This window comes from Candidatus Ornithobacterium hominis, from assembly GCF_900538215.1.
In the GTDB taxonomy this organism is placed as follows: domain Bacteria; phylum Bacteroidota; class Bacteroidia; order Flavobacteriales; family Weeksellaceae; genus Ornithobacterium; species Ornithobacterium hominis.
The window spans coordinates 18,836-36,912 of the sequence record NZ_UNSD01000004.1 but is presented as its reverse complement, the minus strand read 5'-3'; the positions used below and the strand labels follow the sequence as shown (position 1 = coordinate 36,912).

The window sequence follows — 18,077 nt, the reverse complement described above, 5'->3', positions numbered from 1 at the left end:
AAAATTTTAGAACGGATAATTGATTCCAAATTGAACCTGAGGTCTTAAAATTTTTAAATCCCGAAACCAGCGGTTACCTTCGGGGTAAGCAGGGTCGTGCAGTTTGTAGGCGAAATCCAATCGGGCTATTACGAACGTAAAGTCTAGCCTGGCGCCTAAACCTGCTCCTACAGCAACTTGTTTCAAAAAAGTATTCCAATGAAATTCAGTTTTAGGGCTTTCATTGTTTACACTCCAGATGTTTCCTGCATCTGCAAATACGGCGCCGTTTAGGATTTCAGTCACAGGGAATCGCAATTCTGCATTCCATGTGATTTTCATATTATCAATGTAAGTTCCCCTATCGTTCGGTCTCAACGGGTTGGGGGACAATTCATAGGCCTGCCACGCACGGATGTCATTGGATCCTCCACCAAAATAGGAACGGCTGAAAGGCACAACCGTCGAGTTCCCGTAGGGCAACGCAATTCCCATAAAGTTTCTTAGTGCTAAGTGAAGTTTGGGTGAAATTTCTATTGTTTTTCTCACATCTAAATCAAACCTGACAAATTCAGAATAAGGGACATTTCCTACCAAAAATTGGTCTTCGCCTATATAATTTGCATTGTTTTTAAATTTAAATAAATTCTTGAGCAAACGAAAATATGCTCCACTGACTGAGCCGCGGAAGTAAATGTACCACGGGTTGATTTTGCTTGGCGTTTTATTCTCATTGTAGGTATAAGAATGGCTAATTGTCTGGATCAAAACATCTTGAGTAATGTTTCTTTTTCGTAAAAACATATTACGAAAATCTGTGTAGTCTTCTAGCTTATAGTCTTGCTTGGGCAAAGATTTTCTAAAAACATCATCGCTATAAATGAGATTTTCTAATTCATTTTGGTTAATTCCTTGATTTTTATAGAGGTTTTCTACGTTTGGGCTATAAGAAAAGTAAGCTTCTTGGGTTTTATTTTTAATTTGATTATCAAGTGTGAAAATTCTATAGTATTTCTCTGCCTCTGTATGGCGTATATATTCTAAATCAAATGGAGAAAAAACATGCGAATTCAGGTTTGGCGTCATTTCATAACGTAAATAAGCCAAGTAGTTTCGGCTACCTAAGCCAATGTTTTTCTGACCACTCAAGCCAAGCCCAAGAGAAGATTTTGGATTATAAGCTTTGTCTACTAAATTTTCTGTATTGAAGGGCAGAAACCAGCGAGGAAACTTTATTTCTGTTGTAAATGAAAGCTCATAGGCATTGAATAATATATTTTGTTTTGAAGTCCCGTTGTTTACTGTTCCTACCGTTCCACGTAGATTAAAATTCAGGTTTTCTCCACTTTTAAAGACGTTTCTTGTCAATAAATTCAAACCTGGTGAAATTCCGAAATTGATGAATTCTGAATACATTCCCTCAAAACTTAATTCCAAATCATACTTTGGCTTGGGGCGTAGATAAAAATTTGTGACTAAAGTTGAATCAAGCTGATTTTCAGGCTCCTTCAGCTCCAGTGCTGTGAGCGAAAAATTTTCTCTATCAAAAATCAATTTTCTTGTATTTTCTATAGATTCTCTACTGTAGAGCTGTCCTTCTTTTATCGCAATAGCATCTGTAAATACGCGTGGTTTAAATTTAAACGGCTCATTAGATTTCAGGTGATATCCTTGGTAAATTGTATGAAAAGTACTATCATTCACATTATTGGTGAAAATCTGAATTGGCCCGTAATAATATTTTTTAAACTTGCGAATGGAATCTTCTTGCGACTTAGCAATTTTCATCGTTGCGTGTAAATTTTTATCATCAGTACTATCTATTTTAAAAATCAATTCATTCCCCAGCTCGTTAAATTTATAATAGCCTTGATTTTTAAAAATCTTTGTCAAGCGATCTCTTTCATCTTCAAAATCTCTCACATCAAAACGCTGCCCGACCTTGATTTTTGATTCACCCATGGTTTCAGCATAGAGTTTTTCTAAGCTTGAATCTTCGATGCTTTGGTCAAAAGACATTATTTCAGAAGGTTCATTGATTTGTATATTATATTTCACTTGTGCTTTTTGTGTGGCTGTATCAATCTCAAAGCTAGGCGAAACTTTTGCATCAAAATAACCTCTTTCAAAATAAAATTTCTCTAAATTCTTGGCCGAAGCATAGCTTTTAGTCGTGTCTAAAGTGACTGGTTTAGAGCCTAAATTATAGAACTGGCGTGTCAGCCAATTAGTCTGCCCTACATACTTCTGCACTCGATATTTTATGTACAAACTGTCTAAAAACCCTTGACTTCTTTCTTGGGGATTCGTGTTGTAATATTCTAAAAAAACACTATCTAGCTCAGCTGGGACTTGATTGTAAGACCAGTCTTGCAAAGGAATCAAACCAAAAACACGGTTATTGGGTTTTTGCAAGATATATTCTTTTAATTCTGATTTAAATTTCTTCTTCCCTTCAAAATTAAATTTATTGGGTTGTAAATAATATTCATCTTCGGGTACTTTTTTCGTAACATTGCAAGAAGACAGAAAAACAACCGAAAGTATCATCATCCATAAGTAAGGTATTCTTATAGGCATGTAAACTTTTTTTATAAAATTATAGCGTAAAAATATGTTAACCAAAGCTGAAATCAAATTAATTAATCAATTGAAGCTAAAAAAAGTCCGAGAAAAGCATCAACTCTTCATCGTAGAGGGAGACAAATCTATACAAGAGTTCCTAGACGGCCCATTTCAATTGGTCTGGCTATACAGCGTAGAAAATACTTTTTTTTCTAAAGGCTTAAAAAAAATTACACCACAAGAACTCAAGAAAATTTCACACCTTACAACTCCACAAAACAGCTTAGCCGTTTTTAAACTCCCCCACTGGGAAATCCCCAAAAAAAGCGGATTTTTGCTAGGTTTAGACGGCATACAAGACCCAGGAAATCTAGGCACATTGATTCGCTTAGCCGATTGGTTTGGAATCACTCACATAATTTGCAGTAAAAATACAGTTGATGTTTTTAACCCCAAAGTCATTCAAGCAAGTATGGGCTCGCTCAACCGCATACAAATTCATTACTTGGATTTAAAGAGTTTTTTAAATGATTTCCCTGCCCCTATTTTTGGCGCATTCATGGATGGTGAGAATGTTTATCAAAAGAATTTATCGCCCGAAGGAATTTTAATTCTCGGAAATGAAGGTAATGGCATTTCCACTGAAATCAAAAATCTATGCACACAAAAAATCAGTATTCCTCAAGTGGAGAAAACGGGCAAAACGGAAAGCCTTAATGTCGCTGTAGCAGGGAGTATCCTGATCAGTCAATTCTATGCTAAAAGCCTCAGAAATTGATGATTAAATCACAAGATTAATTTTTTAAATTTGATTGAATTTTGTGTTTATTTTTTTTTAAGGCTTTAAAAATTTTTCTACGAATTCTACCAACTATCAATCATGCCAAAATAACAAGAATGGTATTTTGATATTTAAGCCCAATTTCAGCCCAGCTAAATTCGCTTTTTTATTCTCCCGAAATTCAAATCCATAGCCAGCGGTGAATTCTAATAAATCTAAAATCGTGATTCCAGCTTCTGGCGTGACGTGCCATGGCGAAACCGAGGTTCTAACTAGCCAAAAGGCAGAATTAATCTGACTTGAATAAGGGTCTATCACTGAATTTTTTAAATTAAATAAATAACCCAAATGTGCCTCTGGTATGGTGGTAAATCTCCCGCTAGGGGCTCCCAAGTTAACTGCAATTCCTAAATCTACCACGTGATTATTTGGCCTAACGAAATAAGCGTCTAGCCCTCCTTCAAAATAACTAGCATCTTGATAAGTATAGCCTAAATTAAAGAGATAATAAGTTGTGAAATCTTGATATTGAGGCTTATATTGAGCATCAATGGTGCTAAACAAGCTACATATTATTATCAAAAAAAAATTTCTCATTCTTCTAAATTACGGCCAAATTTACACAAAAAAAGTCGCTCTCGATAAGCGACTTTAAAATTTTTAGTAATCTGTTCAAATTTTATATTTATTTTTTTTTTAAGGCTTTAAAAATTTTTACATCTTAAATCCTTGTGTGTACATTCTGCCATAGCGGTCTAGAAAATTAACGGAAACATTCCCTTTGTAATTTTTCAAGATTTTATCAATATCATTTTTAGAATTAATATCTTTCCCGTTAATTTTTGTGATGATGTAGCCTTCATTGATGCCAATTTGGGCAAAATCACTTCCGCTAGAAATGCTTGTTACCATCACGCCGTTTTTGATTCCATAGCGAGCTTTCATTTCATCAGTCAGAGGCTGAAAAGAAGCTCCCATTTTTTCAGTTGCCGTTAAATCAGCTTTAGAGCGGATTTTTGCATTTCCATTGATGTCTTTTAATGTTACGTTATAATCTCGTAATTTCCCGTTTCTTTCTACAGTTACTTTCACCACATCTCCTGGGTTTTTAGAGCCAATTGCTACACTCAGGTTACTGTAAGCTGTCACAGGCTGGCCATCAATTTTTCTGATGAAATCGCCTTCTTCTATACCAGCTTCTATCGCACCACCATCATCGCTCAACTGGCTTACCATTATTCCGCTATTAGGCTTTACTTTTTTATCAAATTCTTTGTTGTATTGTTTTACCATTTGCTCATCAGAGGTATCTAAAATCCCAACTCCTAGAAACCCTCGTTGCACCATTCCGTATTGTTTTAAATCACTCACAATCTTCTGAACGATATTGGATGGGACGGCAAATCCATAGCCTGCGTAACTTCCTGTCTGAGAGAAAATGGCCGTATTAATCCCGACCAAATGCCCATTAGTATTCACCAAGGCTCCTCCTGAGTTTCCTGGGTTTATGGCAGCATCTGTCTGAATGAAAGATTCTATGGGGTGATCTCCATTTTTTCCTAAAATATTGATACTTCTTCCTTTTGCACTTACGATACCCGCGGTTACTGTAGAATTCAAACCAAACGGATTCCCTACTGCTAAAACCCACTCGCCTACTTTTAAATTATCTGAATTAAAGAAAGATAAATAAGGTAAATTATCTTCATCTATTTTCAGCAGAGAAATATCTGTATTCGGGTCTGTTCCGATGACTTTTGCTGTGTAATTTTGCTTGTTATTGAGTGTTATTTCTACCTTTGTCGCGTTTTGAATCACGTGATTATTGGTCACGATGTAGCCATCTTTTGAAATAATGACTCCAGAACCAGCAGTCAGAGGAACTTCTTTTTGTTCACTCTGTGGTTGCCTTTGCTGGCCTCTAAATCTTTCACCAAAAAAATGCTCAAAAAACGGGTCGCTAAACATGTCGCCAAACGGATTACCACTGCTCTGGCGATTTGAGCGCGTCCCATAGTTAGTCACACTCACAACGGCGTTTACTGAACTTTCTGCCGCTTTTGTGAAATCAGGCAAATCAGTCCCCGCAGAGGTGTAATTATAAGTTGCAAATTGCGCATTTCCATTTTGCTCTGGCTGTAGGGTTGCTACAGAATTAGAGGAAACATCATTACTTTTATTATACTCTATCAACCCAAAAGTTGTGCCTGCGCTCACAACGCCTACCAATGCATAAGTTAATAAATTTTTCATATTTCAATTATTTTAAAAATCTTTCTATTCTGAATTAAATTTTAACAAATTTGATACCAATGAATTTTCCGTTTCAAACGGTTTAACTTGGTTTAACATGACTTAAACTAATTTTAAATTATTTTTTGTCTTATTTTGCCATTAATTTATTTTAAATCATGGAAATTTATTTCTATAAATACCAAGGGACTGGGAATGATTTTGTAATGATAGATGCTATCAATCAATCAATTAAACTCAATAGGGAACAAATTAATCAACTTTGTGACCGTAAATTTGGTATTGGGGCTGATGGTTTAATAATTTTAACACGCCAACATGGTAATTTCTATATGAATTATTACAACAGCGATGGCAAAGAAAGTAGTATGTGCGGCAATGGTGGGCGGTGTTTTATAAAATTTTTATCTGATTTAAACTTGATTGAAAAAAAAGTTGAATTCTTTGCCATAGACGGATGGCACAGCGGGAAAATCAATGAAAATCAAGTCAGCCTTGAATTAAAAAATATTTATGAGATTCAACAAAACAAAGATTTTATTTTTTTAGACACAGGCTCACCACATCACGTAGAATTTAGAGAAAATATTGATGATATTGATGTAGCTCAAGCAGGCAGAGCCATCCGATATTCTAAGCTTTACCCAAACGGAACGAATGTTAATTTTGTAGAAATCATTTCACCAGAAAAAATTAAAGTCCGAACTTACGAGCGTGGCGTAGAAGATGAAACGCTTTCGTGCGGCACTGGAGTTACGGCGGCGGCAATCAGTGCAAATTTTCTAAGCCTTATAAAAAACAAACAAATTTCTGTAGAAACAAAAGGCGGTGATTTGCAAGTCTGTTTTGATGAAAATGAATCCCAATATACCAACGTGTGGCTCACTGGGCCTGCAGAGCAAGTTTTCAAAGGTCTAATTGAAATTTAATTTATGAAAAAAATCCTTTTATTCATCATTATTTTAATCTTTTTCCAATCTTGTGGCTATCTGCAAGGGAATAAAGAAAATGTAGCAAAAGAAAGTGTTTTATACATTCCGCAAAACGCTAGTTACAAGCAAGTTTTAGATTCTCTAAGGCATAAACTGAGCGATGTAGAATCCTTCGACTCTTATGCCAAGACTAAGAGTTATCAAAAAAACATTAAAGCTGGACGCTATATTTTAACCCCAGGAAAAACCAATGAAGAGTTGGTGAACAAACTGATGCTCGGGGAAGAAGATGAAATAAATCTGCTGATTACCAATGAGCCGACCATTTTCCATTTGGCTCGTGATGTTGCAAAAAAAATCACTGCCGATTCTGCTGAAATTGTAAATGCTATTTTAAATCACCCTCAACTTAAAGAAAAAGGTTTAGATTTAGAAACATCCAAAATTTATTTCATCCCCAATACCTATCGTTTTTTTTGGATAACAAGCGGGGAAGATTTTGTCAACCGAATGATAAAAGAACATGATGTCTTCTGGAACAAAAAGCGTTTGGAGAAATTAAAAAATTCAGGAATGACAGAATTAGAAGTCTACACCTTGGCTTCCATCGTGCAAATGGAATCAAGCAAAATAGATGAGCAGCCCAAAGTCGCTAGAGCTTACCTAAATCGCTTAGAACAAGGGCATTACCTACAAGCTGACCCAACTTCTGTCTATGCTTGGAAATTACAAAATGGCTTCACACAGCAGGTGCAGCGCGTCTACCACAAACACTTGAAAACCATCTCTGCCTACAATACTTACAAAAACCCAGGTTTACCGCCCGCACCTATTACATTGCCCAATCCGTCAGCTATAGATGCAGTTTTGAGCCCAGCCGAGCATGATTTCATTTTCTTTGCGGCTGACCCTGACCGCCCAGGTTATCATAATTTCACCAGTAGCTATGCTGAACATCTAAAAAATGCTAAAAAGTACCACAATTGGCTGAAAGCAAATAACATTAAGTGATTTGGGGTCAAGTGTTTATTTAAATTTTAGTAAAATTTTTTAAGGCTTAAAAAATTTTTATTGATACAAATTGCTCCCGTCTATAAAGTGAAAAACTTCTGGCGGCAGAAGCGGTCGCACATTTTTTTTCTCAGCAATAGCTTGACGAATGAACGTGGAAGAAATCTCAATCACAGGGGCATTTTCTACTCTAAAGATTCGCTGCATATCCACTTGTGGCGTTTTACTGCCAGGGTGCAAGCGCGGGTAAACCCAAATATCATATTCGCTGACCAAAAACTCTGAATTTCTCCATTTATGCAAGCCTCCTAAATTATCTTCACCCATGATGAGCGAAAATTCATGATGCGGGTATTTCTCTCTCAAAATGGCTAAAGTTGTCACCGTATAATTAGGCTGTTGCAACCTAAATTCAATCGTGCTAGAAAATAAATTTGGGTAATTCCCTATAGCCAACTCCACCATATTGAGCCGCGTGTAATCATCCGTAAGCTTTTCATTTTTTTTGAACGGGCTGCGAGGCGTCACCACAAACCATACTTGGTCTAAACTTGAATATTGCTGAATGTGGTGGGCTAAAATTAAATGCCCCTGATGAATGGGGTTGAAGGTTCCAAAAAATAATCCAATCTTCATATTTGTAGTTTTTCGATGTAAAAATATAATTTAGCAACGTGAAACCTCAAAAATCTTTTACTGTCGACGAAATTAAGGAAAAAATGGGGCATTATTGTGCTTATCAAGACCGATGCCATTTTGATGTAGAGAAAAAATTGAATGAATTCCATTTGATTCCTGAAGCTCGAGAAGCGATTTTGATTTACTTGATTCAAGAAAATTTTTTGAACGAAGAGCGTTTTGCTCACAGTTTTGTGCGAGGGAAGTTTAATCAAAAAAAGTGGGGAAAATTGAAAATTAAAATGGAATTAAAAAAACGTTCAATCCTGCCCCGATTGGTTGAGCAAAGTCTGAGCAAGGAAATCGATGCAGATGAATATTACCAGACGGCAAAAGATTTAATTCAGAAAAAAATCCAACTTATTCAAGAAAAAAATGAGTTCCGTAGAAAAATGAAAGTAGTGAATTATATGCAACAAAAGGGCTATGAATCGGCACTTATTTTTGAGATTTACGAGGATTTATCAAACAATATTTCAATAGGGTAAATATTTTCTTCCAAATTCAGCATGGCGTTAATCAAACCAAATTTCTCAAAATCCATCAAGTTTTTCACGCCAATTCCTAAGGGTTTAATTAATTTATTATCTAGTAAAAACTGCCGTTTTGTCCCGTTGAGCAGATAAGTTTCTGGCGTGAACCATTCCCGATTTTTGTAAAAAACTAAATTAGCGTAGCTGCTGTCTGTGATTTGATTTTTCTGGATGAAAATAGGTTCAAATTTTTGAAAGGCTTTAAAAAAATCTCTGTTTTTATATTTAAAAGAATAATCAAAACCTTCCGCTTCTACCAATGTAAAATGCTTATGCTGCTGCGCCTGATACGCTTGCCATTCCACTAAATGAACTTTCTCGGCGTATTCCACTCTGATTTTTATTTTCCCTTTTTTGGGAATTTCTAAAGGCTTTAAAAATTCTTCTAATTCAAAAGCTTTTCTTTTAAAATTTTGCTGAAAAGTTTGATTAACCCGCCGTTGATGATACGCTAAATTTCTAATTTCACCATCGATGGCACAGATGCTTTCAATGAATTTTTTTTCTATCATCTAGGGATATATATTTTATCTTGAATTTCCTGATATTCCTCTTTTGCTATGCTCTGAGCTGTAATGCCGCCACCGCTTTTGTAAAAAAATTGCCCATCTATTTTCTCAATAAAACGAATCATCACAGCGGTATTTAAATTTTTGCCATCAAAATGCCCCGCAATTCCAGTATAGAAACCCCGCTGATGCGTTTCTGCGGAGTGGATGATTTCTAAAGTTTTTGGTTTTGGTGCGCCCGAAATAGAACCTGCTGGCAATAATTTTTGAAGCATTTCGCCCATTTGGTTTTGCCAATTTTGCGGTAACTTTCCTTCAATTTCTGAACTGGCTTGGTAAATCGATCCTTTTTGCGTTTTAATTTCCTCCAAGTACCTAAATTTATTGACTTTCACTTCTTTTGAAATCAAATTCAAATCGTTTCTCAGCAAATCAACAATGGTAAAATGCTCTGCTAATTCCTTTAGATTTCGGATTAATTTCTCTTTCGCTTGTGGAATTTCTGCATTGATGGTTCCTTTCATCGGGAAAGTGAAAATTTTATTTTCTCGCGTCGATATGAAGGTTTCTGGCGAAAAACAAACCCATTTATCTTTAAATAAAATTTTGTATTTAGCTCGGCTGGTTTCAAAAATTTCTTTTAATGAATAATTAATTTCTAAAGGCGTAGAAAATGTTAGATTGGCTAAATAAGAATCACCACGTTGCAGAGCATTTTGCACGATTTTATAAGCCTTAAAAAATTTTTTTTCATCAATGGGCTTAGGGTAAATTTCCAAAGGCCTTAAATTTTTTTTTGATTTTTCTGAAAAATCAAAAATGACATCACTGTTTTCTTTTTCAGAAAAAACATGTCCATTTTCTCCTGTAAAGTCAATGATAAAATAGCAAGGCTTCTGAGCTTTGCCATGCTGGTTTAAAGTTTCAACCCAGGAAGTAGAAAAATCAATCGCCAAATTAGTCTAAAATTACAGGATTAGCTGCTTGAATAACCTTTGAAACTGGGCATTTAGAGCTGATTTCATACAAGCGTTGTTTTTGCTCTTTGGTTAATTTTTCATCATTTTCAAAACTGATATTTTTATGAAACTCCAATTCATTATTATCATTTTTGATGCTATAAATTTCCACAAAAATTTCTCCTGTTTTCCATTCTTTTCTATCAGCATACATTCTAAGCGTAATCCCGATGCAACCCGCCAGTGCGCTTGCAAGGGCATCCATGGGCGTCATTCCTTGGTTGGTCCCCCCTTGGTCTTCTGGCTCATCCAAGGTTAAAGCAAATCCTCTAGCGTTGATTGTTCCTTTGTAGCCTCCTTCAGGGAGTTTAAAGCTAACTTCATTACTCCTTCTTTTATTCATAAATTTCGTATTTAACAAATTCTGTTTCGATTTTCCCGTTGTACATCTTCATCTTCTGTGTAGGTTTCAGGCCAATATTTTTAATTTCTTCGGTGTCTGAAGTGATTAGCCAAACATAGGTATTTGGGTAATTTTCTTTAAAAGTTTCCCCCATTTTTTGATAAAAATCTTCGGTAGAAATTTCCATCCTTTCGCCATAAGGTGGATTAAAAATGACTAGTAGCGGGAATAAATCTTTTTTCGTTTGGAAAAAGTTGACTTGCTTTAATTTTATAAAATCCTGTAAATTAGCGCTTTTCACATTTTGCTCTGCAACTTTTACCATTAGCATATTAATGTCACAACCCCATATTTCTCCTGAAAAATCCTGAATTCGATTCAGTCGAGTTTCTTTAATTTTCTCCCATAATTTGGCATCAAAATCCTTCCAATGCATAAAAGAAAAATCTTTACGGTGCAATTGAGCTGGGATGTTCATCGCTATCATTGCAGCTTCTATAGGCAAGGTTGCACTACCACACATTGGGTCAAGAAAATTGCCTTTGCCTTCCCAACCTGCCATTTTGAGCAATCCTGCAGCCATAACTTCATTGATGGGTGCAGGGCCAGTCTCAACGCGATACCCTCTCTTGAAAAGTGGTTCTCCCGAGGTATCCAAAGATAGGGTGACCGTCGTGTGAGATATGTGTAAATTGACGATAATATCAGGTTGGTTTTTTTCGACATTTGGTCTCTTGCTGAACTTTTCCATAAAACGATCTGCAATAGCGTCTTTTACTCGTAAAGCAGCAAATTGAGAATGTTTAAAGTTAGGTGAGTAAATCGTAAAATCAATACGAAAGGTTTGATTGAAATTAAATATTTCTTCCCAAGTAAAGTCTTTAGCTAATTCATAAAGTTCATCTTCGTTTTTAGCTTTTGCTTTTTTCAAAGGTTTTAAAATCCGTAGAGCTGTACGCAAACTATAGTTGGCTTTGTACATAAAGCCTGTATCACCGTAGAATTCAACCAATCTGTTTTTTATTTTGACATCTGCTCCACCGAGCTCACTGACTTCTTTGGCTAAAATAGTTTCAAAACCATAAAGCGTTTTGGCTTGCATTAAAAAGTTTTCCACTCTGTAAATTTAAGGAAAGATTTATTTAAAGTGTTATTTCCTTTAAAATTTTCTAAGGCTTTATTTAAATAAAAATTTTTATTGGGTTAAATAACTGGAATTTGAAAAATAAGTGAATAAGCTTTTAAATCATCTCATTCTTAAAAAAATAAAAGGTGGTTTTATTTACCACCTTTTATTTTTTTATCCTCCAAAATCATCAAATCTTACATTCTCTTTTGGTACCCCAAATTCATCGCACATCTTTACGACAGCATCATTCATCAATGGAGGTCCACAAAAGTAAAACTCTACGTCTTCTGGTGTTTCGTGTTGATTCAGATAATTATCTATCAGCGCTTGGTGAACAAAACCTACGAAACCATCACCTTCTTGGTCATGAATATCCTTTTTAGCTTTCCAATTATCTTCTTCTAAAGGCTCAGATAGTACCAAATAAAAATTGAAATTATCAAATTTTTGAGCTAAATCCTCAAAATATCTCACATAGAAAAGTTCTCTTTTAGACCGACCTCCATACCAATAAGATACTTTTCGGTTTGTCTTTAAGGTATGGAATAATTGATAAAGGTGTGAACGCATCGGCGCCATTCCTGCTCCACCACCAATGTAAATCATTTCTGAATCGGAATCCTCATTGATAAAGAATTCACCAAAAGGTCCAGAAATCACACAGTCATCACCTTCTTTTAAACTAAAGATATAAGAGGAAGCAACTCCAGGGTTCACATCCATCCATTTGTTATTCTTTCTATCAAATGGAGGTGTTGCGATACGTACATTCAGCATGATTTCTCTTCCTTCAGCAGGATAAGAAGCCATTGAATAAGCTCGTTCCACTCCTTCCTCATCATTTTTCATCACAAGCGACCAAAGACCGAATTTATCCCATTCCATCTTAAATTTATCAGGTTCTCCTGGATGATCTTCAGGGTGGGCAGTAATATCCATATCCTTGAATTGAATGGTACATTTAGGTACTTCAATTTGAATATAACCTCCTGCCTTGTATTCCATATCTTCTGGAATTTCAACTACAAATTCCTTGATAAAAGATGCTACGTTGTAATTTCTAACGACTTTTGCTTTAAATTTTTTAATTCCAAAAATTTCTTCTGGAATTCTAATTTTCATGTCTTGTTTTACTTTCACTTGACACGCTAAACGAGCTCCTTGCTGAAGTTCTTTTCTTGTGAAGTGGGGTGTTTCGGTAGGTAAGGCTTCTCCTCCTCCTTCGTCTACATGGCATTCACATTGAAGGCAAGTACCTCCACCACCGCATGCAGAGGGTAAAAATATTTTCTTTTCTCCTAATGTTGACAATAAAGACCCTCCTGAAGGGACTGTAATCTTTTCATTATCATTTATCGTAACTTGAACAGGCCCTGATGGAGCTAATTTTTGTTTTGTAAATAATAAAATACCTACTAAAAATAAAATTAATACTAAAAATGCAACTACTGCTGCCAATATAGTCGTTCCTGCTGAAGCTGCTGCAAATGTATAAAGTAATAAATTCATTGTTATTTATTTTCTTTTAAATCAACATACGCTGTGTTTTTACTTTTTTCAGCGTTGTCTTCATGAATATTTTTATTTTCTTGAATTTGAGCAGAACTTTCTTCTACTTCTGTTTTTTTACCATCACTGGTTAACATTCCACCAAAGCTCATAAATCCAATGGCCATCAATCCTGTCGTAATAAATGTAATTCCTAAGCCTCGTAGCGGAGCTGGAACATGAGAATATCTTATTTTTTCTCGTATAGCAGCAATGGCTAGTATAGCTAAAAACCAACCAATTCCAGAGCTTATTCCATAGTTGAAAGCTAAGCCTATAGAAGGAATATCTCTCGATTGCATGAATAAAGAGCCTCCTAAAATGGCACAATTTACAGCAATTAAAGGTAAGAAAATACCTAGTGAGTTATATAAAGAAGGTGCAAATTTTTCTACAATAATTTCCACCAACTGAACCATGGTTGCTATGGTTGCAATAAACAGAATGAATGAAAGAAAGCTTAAATTGACATCTGCAAATTGTGGTCCTATCCAAGCTAAAGCTCCATCTCTTAATACATATTGATCTAAAAGCCAGTTCATTGGAACTGTAACAGCTAATACAAATATAACGGCTGCACCTAATCCAACTGCGGTCGAAACTTTTTTAGAAACTGCCAAGTAAGAGCACATTCCTAAAAAAGTTGCAAATACCATATTGTTAACAAATATGGATTTAAAAAATAATTCGATATGTTCTAACATTGTTAATGAAATTAGTGAGTTTCGCTCTCAATTAGTTTTTTATTTTTAATTCTTTGAATCCAGATGATGATACCCAAAGTTATTAATGCCATTGGAGATAACAACATGAAACCATTATTTTCATAGCCCAAAGCATATAGGCCTGTTTTCTGTATAGGGTCACCTAATACAGGGTATCCTAATAATGTTCCTGAACCTAAAAGTTCTCTAAAGAAACCTACAATAATTAGAATAATTCCATACCCAGCCGCATTACCTATCCCATCTAAAAATGAATCCCAAGGCTTATTACCTAAAGCAAATGCTTCAAAACGTCCCATAATAATACAATTGGTAATAATCAAACCAATAAATACAGAAAGTTGCTTGCTCAGCTCATAAGCAAAAGCTTTCAAAACTTGGTCTACAATAATTACTAGTGCTGCTACAACTACCAGTTGTACTATAATTCTAATTTTAGAAGGTATAACATTTCTCAGTAAAGAAATTACAACATTTCCCATTCCTAACACAAATACAACTGATAGCGCCATTACAATCGAAGCCTTCAATTGTGCTGTAATCGCTAATGCCGAACAAATCCCAAGTACTTGAACCGTGATAGGGTTATCATCATTCAATGGATTTGTGACTAGAGCTCTGTGCTTTTTTGATAATAAAGCCATAATTTATTTTTTTGATAATTTAAGAAGATATGGCAAGTACATATCTAATGTGTTATTAATCATTGCTGTGACACCATCTCCTGTAATAGTCGCTCCAGAGATTGCATCTACTTTAAAGTCATCTTTTCTTTCATTTAGAGGGTCCATATTTCCTTTTGCTACAGTAATTCCTTCTAAATTGTTATTCTCATCAAGAATTTTTTCACCATGAAAATCATCCATGAAATAGCGTTCTTTAATATTCGCCCCTAAACCTGGAGTCTCACTTGCGTGATCGAAATAAACGCCCTGCACTTCCAAGTCATTATTTAAAGCTAAATAACCCCAAATAGCATCCCACAAACCTTTCCCTCTCATCGGTATAATATAAAATTCTTGATTATCTCTCTCTCCAATGAAAAGAGGAAGTCTTCTTTGGTAGTCTGTTTTTTTTGCTAATTCTTCTTCTTTTTTGATATCAATGGTAAATGCTTCAGGATCTTCTTTCATTTCATCTCCTTGCAAAACATATTGTTTCTTGATGTATTTCTTAAATTCAGTTTCCGCCTTTTCTGCTGGGATAAAGTTTACTGATCCTGTCCCCGTGTAAGGTTCTTCATCTTGATTTTCACCCATCGCATATAAAATATTCTGTTGAGTCTCTAATCTTTCGTTTTCTTTTATTTTACCGTTAAGAGATGATGCTACAAAAGCCAATATAGCCCCTACAACTACCACCATTATAACAGCAAAAACAATTGTATATACGTTACTGTCAGTATTTTTTGCCATCTTACGCTGTTTTAACCTTTATTCTTTTTTTACGTTTTTTAATATTTCCTTGAATGATATAATAATCAATCGTAGGAGCAAATACATTCATTAATAAAATTGCTAACATTACGCCCTCAGGGTATGCTGGATTAAAAATTCGTATCATAATAGCAATAAAACCTGCTAAAAATCCATATATCCATTTTCCTTTATTCGTTTGAGATGCTGTCACCGGATCTGTTGTCATATATACCGCACCAAAAGCAAATCCACCAAGTAATAAATGCTTCCACCAAGGAGTACTCATCAATCCATAAAATTTACTTCCTGCATCAACCCATCCGCTTGTTACTGCAAAATTAAAAATTAATCCCATCACTATTCCGCCTAAGAATGTTGACAATATAATCCTCCAACTTCCTACTTTAGTAAAGATTAGATACAAAGCCCCTAAAAGAATAAGCAATGTAGAGGTTTCACCCACGGAACCAGGAATAAAACCTAAAAACATATCCATTACACTATAAGATATGCTGTGATTTTGAGCTAAAGAACCTAAGATGGTTTCTCCCGAAATAGCATCAATATTAGCTCCAGCAGCAATTTCATTGGTTCTTTCTACAGCTCCTTGCACCCATACTTTATCTCCACTCATCCAAGTCGGGTAAGCGAAGAATAAAAATGCACGGATGGTAAGGGCTGGATTTAGGATATTCATTCCTGTACCTCCAAAAACCTCTTTCCCTATCACAACGCCAAAAGCTACTGCTACCGCTAACATCCATAATGGCAAATCAATTGGTACAATCAACGGCACCAACATGCCAGTAACCAAATAGCCTTCTTCTACTTCATGTCCTTTGATTGCAGCAAACAAAAATTCAACTCCTAAACCAACTCCGTAGGAAACAATAAGCAAGGGAAGTATTTTCTTTAAGCCTATCCAAATGTAATCCCAAGCCATTCCTGTGCTGAATGAATCTAAAAATCCAGGAACAGGAACGTTGTAAGCCGCGTCATTCAAAAAATGTTGGTAGCCCGCATTCCATATCCCAAAAAGCAAGCATGGAATTAAAGCTATAATGACTGTATTCATTACCCTCTTTAAATCTGACGCGTCATGAATCTGAGAACCTCTGTCTGCAGAAACAATATTTGGCGTATATAAAAAGGTATGAAATGCGTTGAATACAGGAGATATTTTGGTCCCTCTGTATTTTTCTTTTAAATTATGTAAACTATTTTTTAAACTCATTTTTTCTTGTAATTTAACCAACCTCTCTTATCATATTATCAAGCCCTTTTCTGATGATTTGCTGGTGTGGAAGTTTAGATACACACACAAACTCCGTTAGAGCAAAATCTTCTGGTGCTACTTCATAAATTCCCAAACCTTCTAGTTCATCTATATCATTATAAAGACAAGCTTTCATCAATTGCATCGGGTAAATATCTAAAGGAAATACATTTTCATAAACTCCCGTTAAAACAAAAGCTCGTTCTTCCCCGTTGGTATTGGTCGTTAAATTATACTTCTTATTTGGTGTTAAAAAAGAAAACATATTTGCCCTCAAAACACTGAATTTATTAGACTGAGGTAAAGTCCAGCCAAAGAATGCATAGTCATCTCCTTCTTCTAGCACACAAACCTGATTGGTATAAAAACCAAGGTATTCATCTAACGAAGATTTCTCTCCGCTGATAGGCGTTCCTTGAATAAATCTATTATTATCACTCACAAAATCAAATCCTGAAACTACATCGGAAATCTTTGACCCATAAATTGTTCTTACATAATGAGGGTTTTGCACCTGACCGCCGTTCACAGCTACAATTTTTTCAAAATTAACTTTCCCTGTAATTGCCAATTCTCCTATTACAGCTACATCTTCAGGTTTTACCACCCAAATCTTTTCACCTTTATTAATGGGATTAACTTTTGCAATTTGTGTACTCACATTCCCTACTGGATGAGGGCCATAAGCTTTGTGAGTTTCAACATTAGCCAAATCCGCTAAGTCAGAATTTCCTTTACCATTTAGAGTGTAATGGATTTTACCGCTAGTTAATTTAGACAAAACGTCAATTCCTTTCTGTAAGAATTCTTTTTTATCTTTTAACAACACTTCAACCTCTGCTGCCAATGGCCCAGAATTATACCCTGAAATGAAAATATCTCTCGGCTCATCTTCTGGATTCGCTATCACATCATAAGGTCTTTGCTTGATAAAAGGCCACACTCCCGCTTTTAGCAGTAAATCCTTAATTTCTTCAGCTGATTTTTGCTCAATTCCCTGAACCTCGTGCAAAACAGACTCTTGACTTCCGCTAGGTTCTATCAAAATATCTAAAATCACACGCTTGGCTCCTCGCCTCACTTCTTTCACCACACCAGAAACTGGCGAAGGAAATACAATTTTCTCATTAATTTTAGAATGGAAAACTGCTTCTCCCGCTTTTACTAAATCGCCTTCTCTTTTAATCAAACGTGGCGTAATACCATGAAAATTTTTAGGGACTAGCGCAAATTCCTTAGAAAAAGGCGCTGTAGAAATCTCTGGCAGAGCCGCTCCTACTAACTTAATATCTAAACCTTTGCTAATTCTTATGTCTTTGGACATCTTAAAAAATTACAATATTCTGCACAAAAATACATTTATTCTGTCATCTACAAA

At 35.4% G+C, this 18,077-nt stretch carries 18 protein-coding genes; 4 read left to right on the top strand and 14 right to left on the bottom strand.

The window, feature by feature from the left end:
- Positions 1 to 6: 6 nt before the first annotated feature.
- Positions 7 to 2,559 (bottom strand): translocation and assembly module lipoprotein TamL, encoded by a 2,553-nt coding sequence (gene tamL / locus D5J18_RS03975; RefSeq protein ID WP_133298098.1) that lies wholly within the window; start codon positions 2,557 to 2,559, stop codon positions 7 to 9.
- 34 nt (positions 2,560 to 2,593) lie between these two features.
- On the opposite strand from tamL, the gene D5J18_RS03970 reads away from it, so the two are divergent.
- On the top strand, positions 2,594 to 3,322 hold the full coding sequence (locus D5J18_RS03970) for a TrmH family RNA methyltransferase (RefSeq protein ID WP_119057732.1): 729 nt from the start codon (positions 2,594 to 2,596) through the stop codon (positions 3,320 to 3,322).
- Between the two features lie 96 nt (positions 3,323 to 3,418).
- Here D5J18_RS03970 and D5J18_RS03965 read toward each other — a convergent pair whose 3' ends face one another.
- Both D5J18_RS03965 and D5J18_RS03960 read right to left on the bottom strand, forming a co-directional pair.
- Positions 3,419 to 3,922 carry a hypothetical protein gene (locus D5J18_RS03965; RefSeq protein WP_119057731.1) on the bottom strand — a complete coding sequence of 168 codons (504 nt, stop codon included), beginning with the start codon at positions 3,920 to 3,922 and terminating at the stop codon, positions 3,419 to 3,421.
- A gap of 117 nt (positions 3,923 to 4,039) precedes the next feature.
- Entirely contained in the window at positions 4,040 to 5,578 is a 1,539-nt protein-coding gene (locus D5J18_RS03960) for a Do family serine endopeptidase (protein WP_119057730.1), read from the bottom strand.
- 158 nt (positions 5,579 to 5,736) lie between these two features.
- On the opposite strand from D5J18_RS03960, the gene dapF reads away from it, so the two are divergent.
- Together dapF and mltG are read left to right on the top strand one after the other, a co-directional pair.
- Complete coding sequence (gene dapF / locus D5J18_RS03955; RefSeq protein WP_119057729.1) at positions 5,737 to 6,507, top strand: diaminopimelate epimerase; 771 nt, start codon at positions 5,737 to 5,739, stop codon at positions 6,505 to 6,507.
- Positions 6,508 to 6,510: 3 nt separating this feature from the next.
- Positions 6,511 to 7,521, top strand: a complete 1,011-nt coding sequence (gene mltG, locus D5J18_RS03950; RefSeq protein WP_119057728.1) for an endolytic transglycosylase MltG — start codon at positions 6,511 to 6,513, stop codon at positions 7,519 to 7,521.
- Positions 7,522 to 7,578: 57 nt separating this feature from the next.
- On the opposite strand, the gene nadD is transcribed toward mltG, so the two are convergent.
- Positions 7,579 to 8,157 (bottom strand): nicotinate (nicotinamide) nucleotide adenylyltransferase, encoded by a 579-nt coding sequence (gene nadD, locus D5J18_RS03945; RefSeq protein WP_119057727.1) that lies wholly within the window; start codon positions 8,155 to 8,157, stop codon positions 7,579 to 7,581.
- Between the two features lie 38 nt (positions 8,158 to 8,195).
- On the opposite strand from nadD, the gene D5J18_RS03940 reads away from it, so the two are divergent.
- On the top strand, positions 8,196 to 8,687 hold the full coding sequence (locus D5J18_RS03940; protein WP_260377454.1) for a regulatory protein RecX: 492 nt from the start codon (positions 8,196 to 8,198) through the stop codon (positions 8,685 to 8,687).
- Here D5J18_RS03940 and D5J18_RS03935 read toward each other — a convergent pair.
- From D5J18_RS03935 to D5J18_RS03890, 10 genes are all read right to left on the bottom strand, one after another.
- Positions 8,651 to 9,244, bottom strand: a complete 594-nt coding sequence (locus D5J18_RS03935; RefSeq protein ID WP_119057726.1) for an aminotransferase class IV — start codon at positions 9,242 to 9,244, stop codon at positions 8,651 to 8,653. The genes D5J18_RS03940 and D5J18_RS03935 overlap by 37 nt on opposite strands.
- A complete protein-coding gene (locus D5J18_RS03930; RefSeq protein ID WP_260377452.1) occupies positions 9,241 to 10,197 on the bottom strand; it encodes an aminodeoxychorismate synthase component I in 957 nt (318 codons plus the stop codon). Before D5J18_RS03930 ends, D5J18_RS03935 begins: the two co-directional genes overlap by 4 nt.
- A gap of 1 nt (position 10,198) precedes the next feature.
- Positions 10,199 to 10,603 (bottom strand): OsmC family protein, encoded by a 405-nt coding sequence (locus D5J18_RS03925; protein ID WP_119057725.1) that lies wholly within the window; start codon positions 10,601 to 10,603, stop codon positions 10,199 to 10,201.
- Entirely contained in the window at positions 10,596 to 11,705 is a 1,110-nt protein-coding gene (locus D5J18_RS03920; protein WP_119057724.1) for a THUMP domain-containing class I SAM-dependent RNA methyltransferase, read from the bottom strand. Before D5J18_RS03920 ends, D5J18_RS03925 begins: the two co-directional genes overlap by 8 nt.
- A 198-nt stretch (positions 11,706 to 11,903) precedes the next feature.
- Positions 11,904 to 13,241, bottom strand: coding sequence for an NADH:ubiquinone reductase (Na(+)-transporting) subunit F (gene nqrF / locus D5J18_RS03915; RefSeq protein WP_119057723.1), 1,338 nt, complete (start codon positions 13,239 to 13,241; stop codon positions 11,904 to 11,906).
- 2 nt (positions 13,242 to 13,243) lie between these two features.
- Positions 13,244 to 13,984: an NADH:ubiquinone reductase (Na(+)-transporting) subunit E gene (gene nqrE / locus D5J18_RS03910; RefSeq protein ID WP_119057722.1), complete on the bottom strand. Its 741-nt coding sequence runs from the start codon at positions 13,982 to 13,984 to the stop codon at positions 13,244 to 13,246.
- Between the two features lie 11 nt (positions 13,985 to 13,995).
- Positions 13,996 to 14,649, bottom strand: a complete 654-nt coding sequence (locus D5J18_RS03905; protein ID WP_119057721.1) for an NADH:ubiquinone reductase (Na(+)-transporting) subunit D — start codon at positions 14,647 to 14,649, stop codon at positions 13,996 to 13,998.
- 3 nt (positions 14,650 to 14,652) lie between these two features.
- Entirely contained in the window at positions 14,653 to 15,420 is a 768-nt protein-coding gene (locus D5J18_RS03900; protein ID WP_119057720.1) for a Na(+)-translocating NADH-quinone reductase subunit C, read from the bottom strand.
- A 1-nt stretch (position 15,421) separates the two neighbouring features.
- Positions 15,422 to 16,657, bottom strand: coding sequence for an NADH:ubiquinone reductase (Na(+)-transporting) subunit B (locus D5J18_RS03895; RefSeq protein ID WP_119057935.1), 1,236 nt, complete (start codon positions 16,655 to 16,657; stop codon positions 15,422 to 15,424).
- Between the two features lie 13 nt (positions 16,658 to 16,670).
- Positions 16,671 to 18,023, bottom strand: coding sequence for a Na(+)-translocating NADH-quinone reductase subunit A (locus tag D5J18_RS03890; protein WP_119057719.1), 1,353 nt, complete (start codon positions 18,021 to 18,023; stop codon positions 16,671 to 16,673).
- Between the last annotated feature and the right edge of the window lie 54 nt (positions 18,024 to 18,077).

Excerpts from the sequence above, each read along its gene's own strand:
- D5J18_RS03925 (WP_119057725.1), bottom strand. The coding sequence starts at position 10,603 with ATGAATAAAAGAAGGAGTAATGAAGTTAGCTTTAAACTCCCTGAAGGA.
- D5J18_RS03970 (WP_119057732.1), top strand. The coding sequence starts at position 2,594 with ATGTTAACCAAAGCTGAAATCAAATTAATTAATCAATTGAAGCTAAAA.
- nadD (WP_119057727.1), bottom strand. The coding sequence starts at position 8,157 with ATGAAGATTGGATTATTTTTTGGAACCTTCAACCCCATTCATCAGGGG.
- nqrE (WP_119057722.1), bottom strand. The coding sequence starts at position 13,984 with ATGTTAGAACATATCGAATTATTTTTTAAATCCATATTTGTTAACAAT.
- D5J18_RS03900 (WP_119057720.1), bottom strand. The coding sequence starts at position 15,420 with ATGGCAAAAAATACTGACAGTAACGTATATACAATTGTTTTTGCTGTT.
- D5J18_RS03960 (WP_119057730.1), bottom strand. The coding sequence starts at position 5,578 with ATGAAAAATTTATTAACTTATGCATTGGTAGGCGTTGTGAGCGCAGGC.
- nqrF (WP_119057723.1), bottom strand. The coding sequence starts at position 13,241 with ATGAATTTATTACTTTATACATTTGCAGCAGCTTCAGCAGGAACGACT.
- D5J18_RS03890 (WP_119057719.1), bottom strand. The coding sequence starts at position 18,023 with ATGTCCAAAGACATAAGAATTAGCAAAGGTTTAGATATTAAGTTAGTA.
- mltG (WP_119057728.1), top strand. The coding sequence starts at position 6,511 with ATGAAAAAAATCCTTTTATTCATCATTATTTTAATCTTTTTCCAATCT.
- D5J18_RS03935 (WP_119057726.1), bottom strand. The coding sequence starts at position 9,244 with ATGATAGAAAAAAAATTCATTGAAAGCATCTGTGCCATCGATGGTGAA.
- D5J18_RS03905 (WP_119057721.1), bottom strand. The coding sequence starts at position 14,649 with ATGGCTTTATTATCAAAAAAGCACAGAGCTCTAGTCACAAATCCATTG.
- tamL (WP_133298098.1), bottom strand. The coding sequence starts at position 2,559 with ATGCCTATAAGAATACCTTACTTATGGATGATGATACTTTCGGTTGTT.
- D5J18_RS03920 (WP_119057724.1), bottom strand. The coding sequence starts at position 11,705 with ATGCAAGCCAAAACGCTTTATGGTTTTGAAACTATTTTAGCCAAAGAA.
- dapF (WP_119057729.1), top strand. The coding sequence starts at position 5,737 with ATGGAAATTTATTTCTATAAATACCAAGGGACTGGGAATGATTTTGTA.
- D5J18_RS03965 (WP_119057731.1), bottom strand. The coding sequence starts at position 3,922 with ATGAGAAATTTTTTTTTGATAATAATATGTAGCTTGTTTAGCACCATT.
- D5J18_RS03895 (WP_119057935.1), bottom strand. The coding sequence starts at position 16,657 with ATGAGTTTAAAAAATAGTTTACATAATTTAAAAGAAAAATACAGAGGG.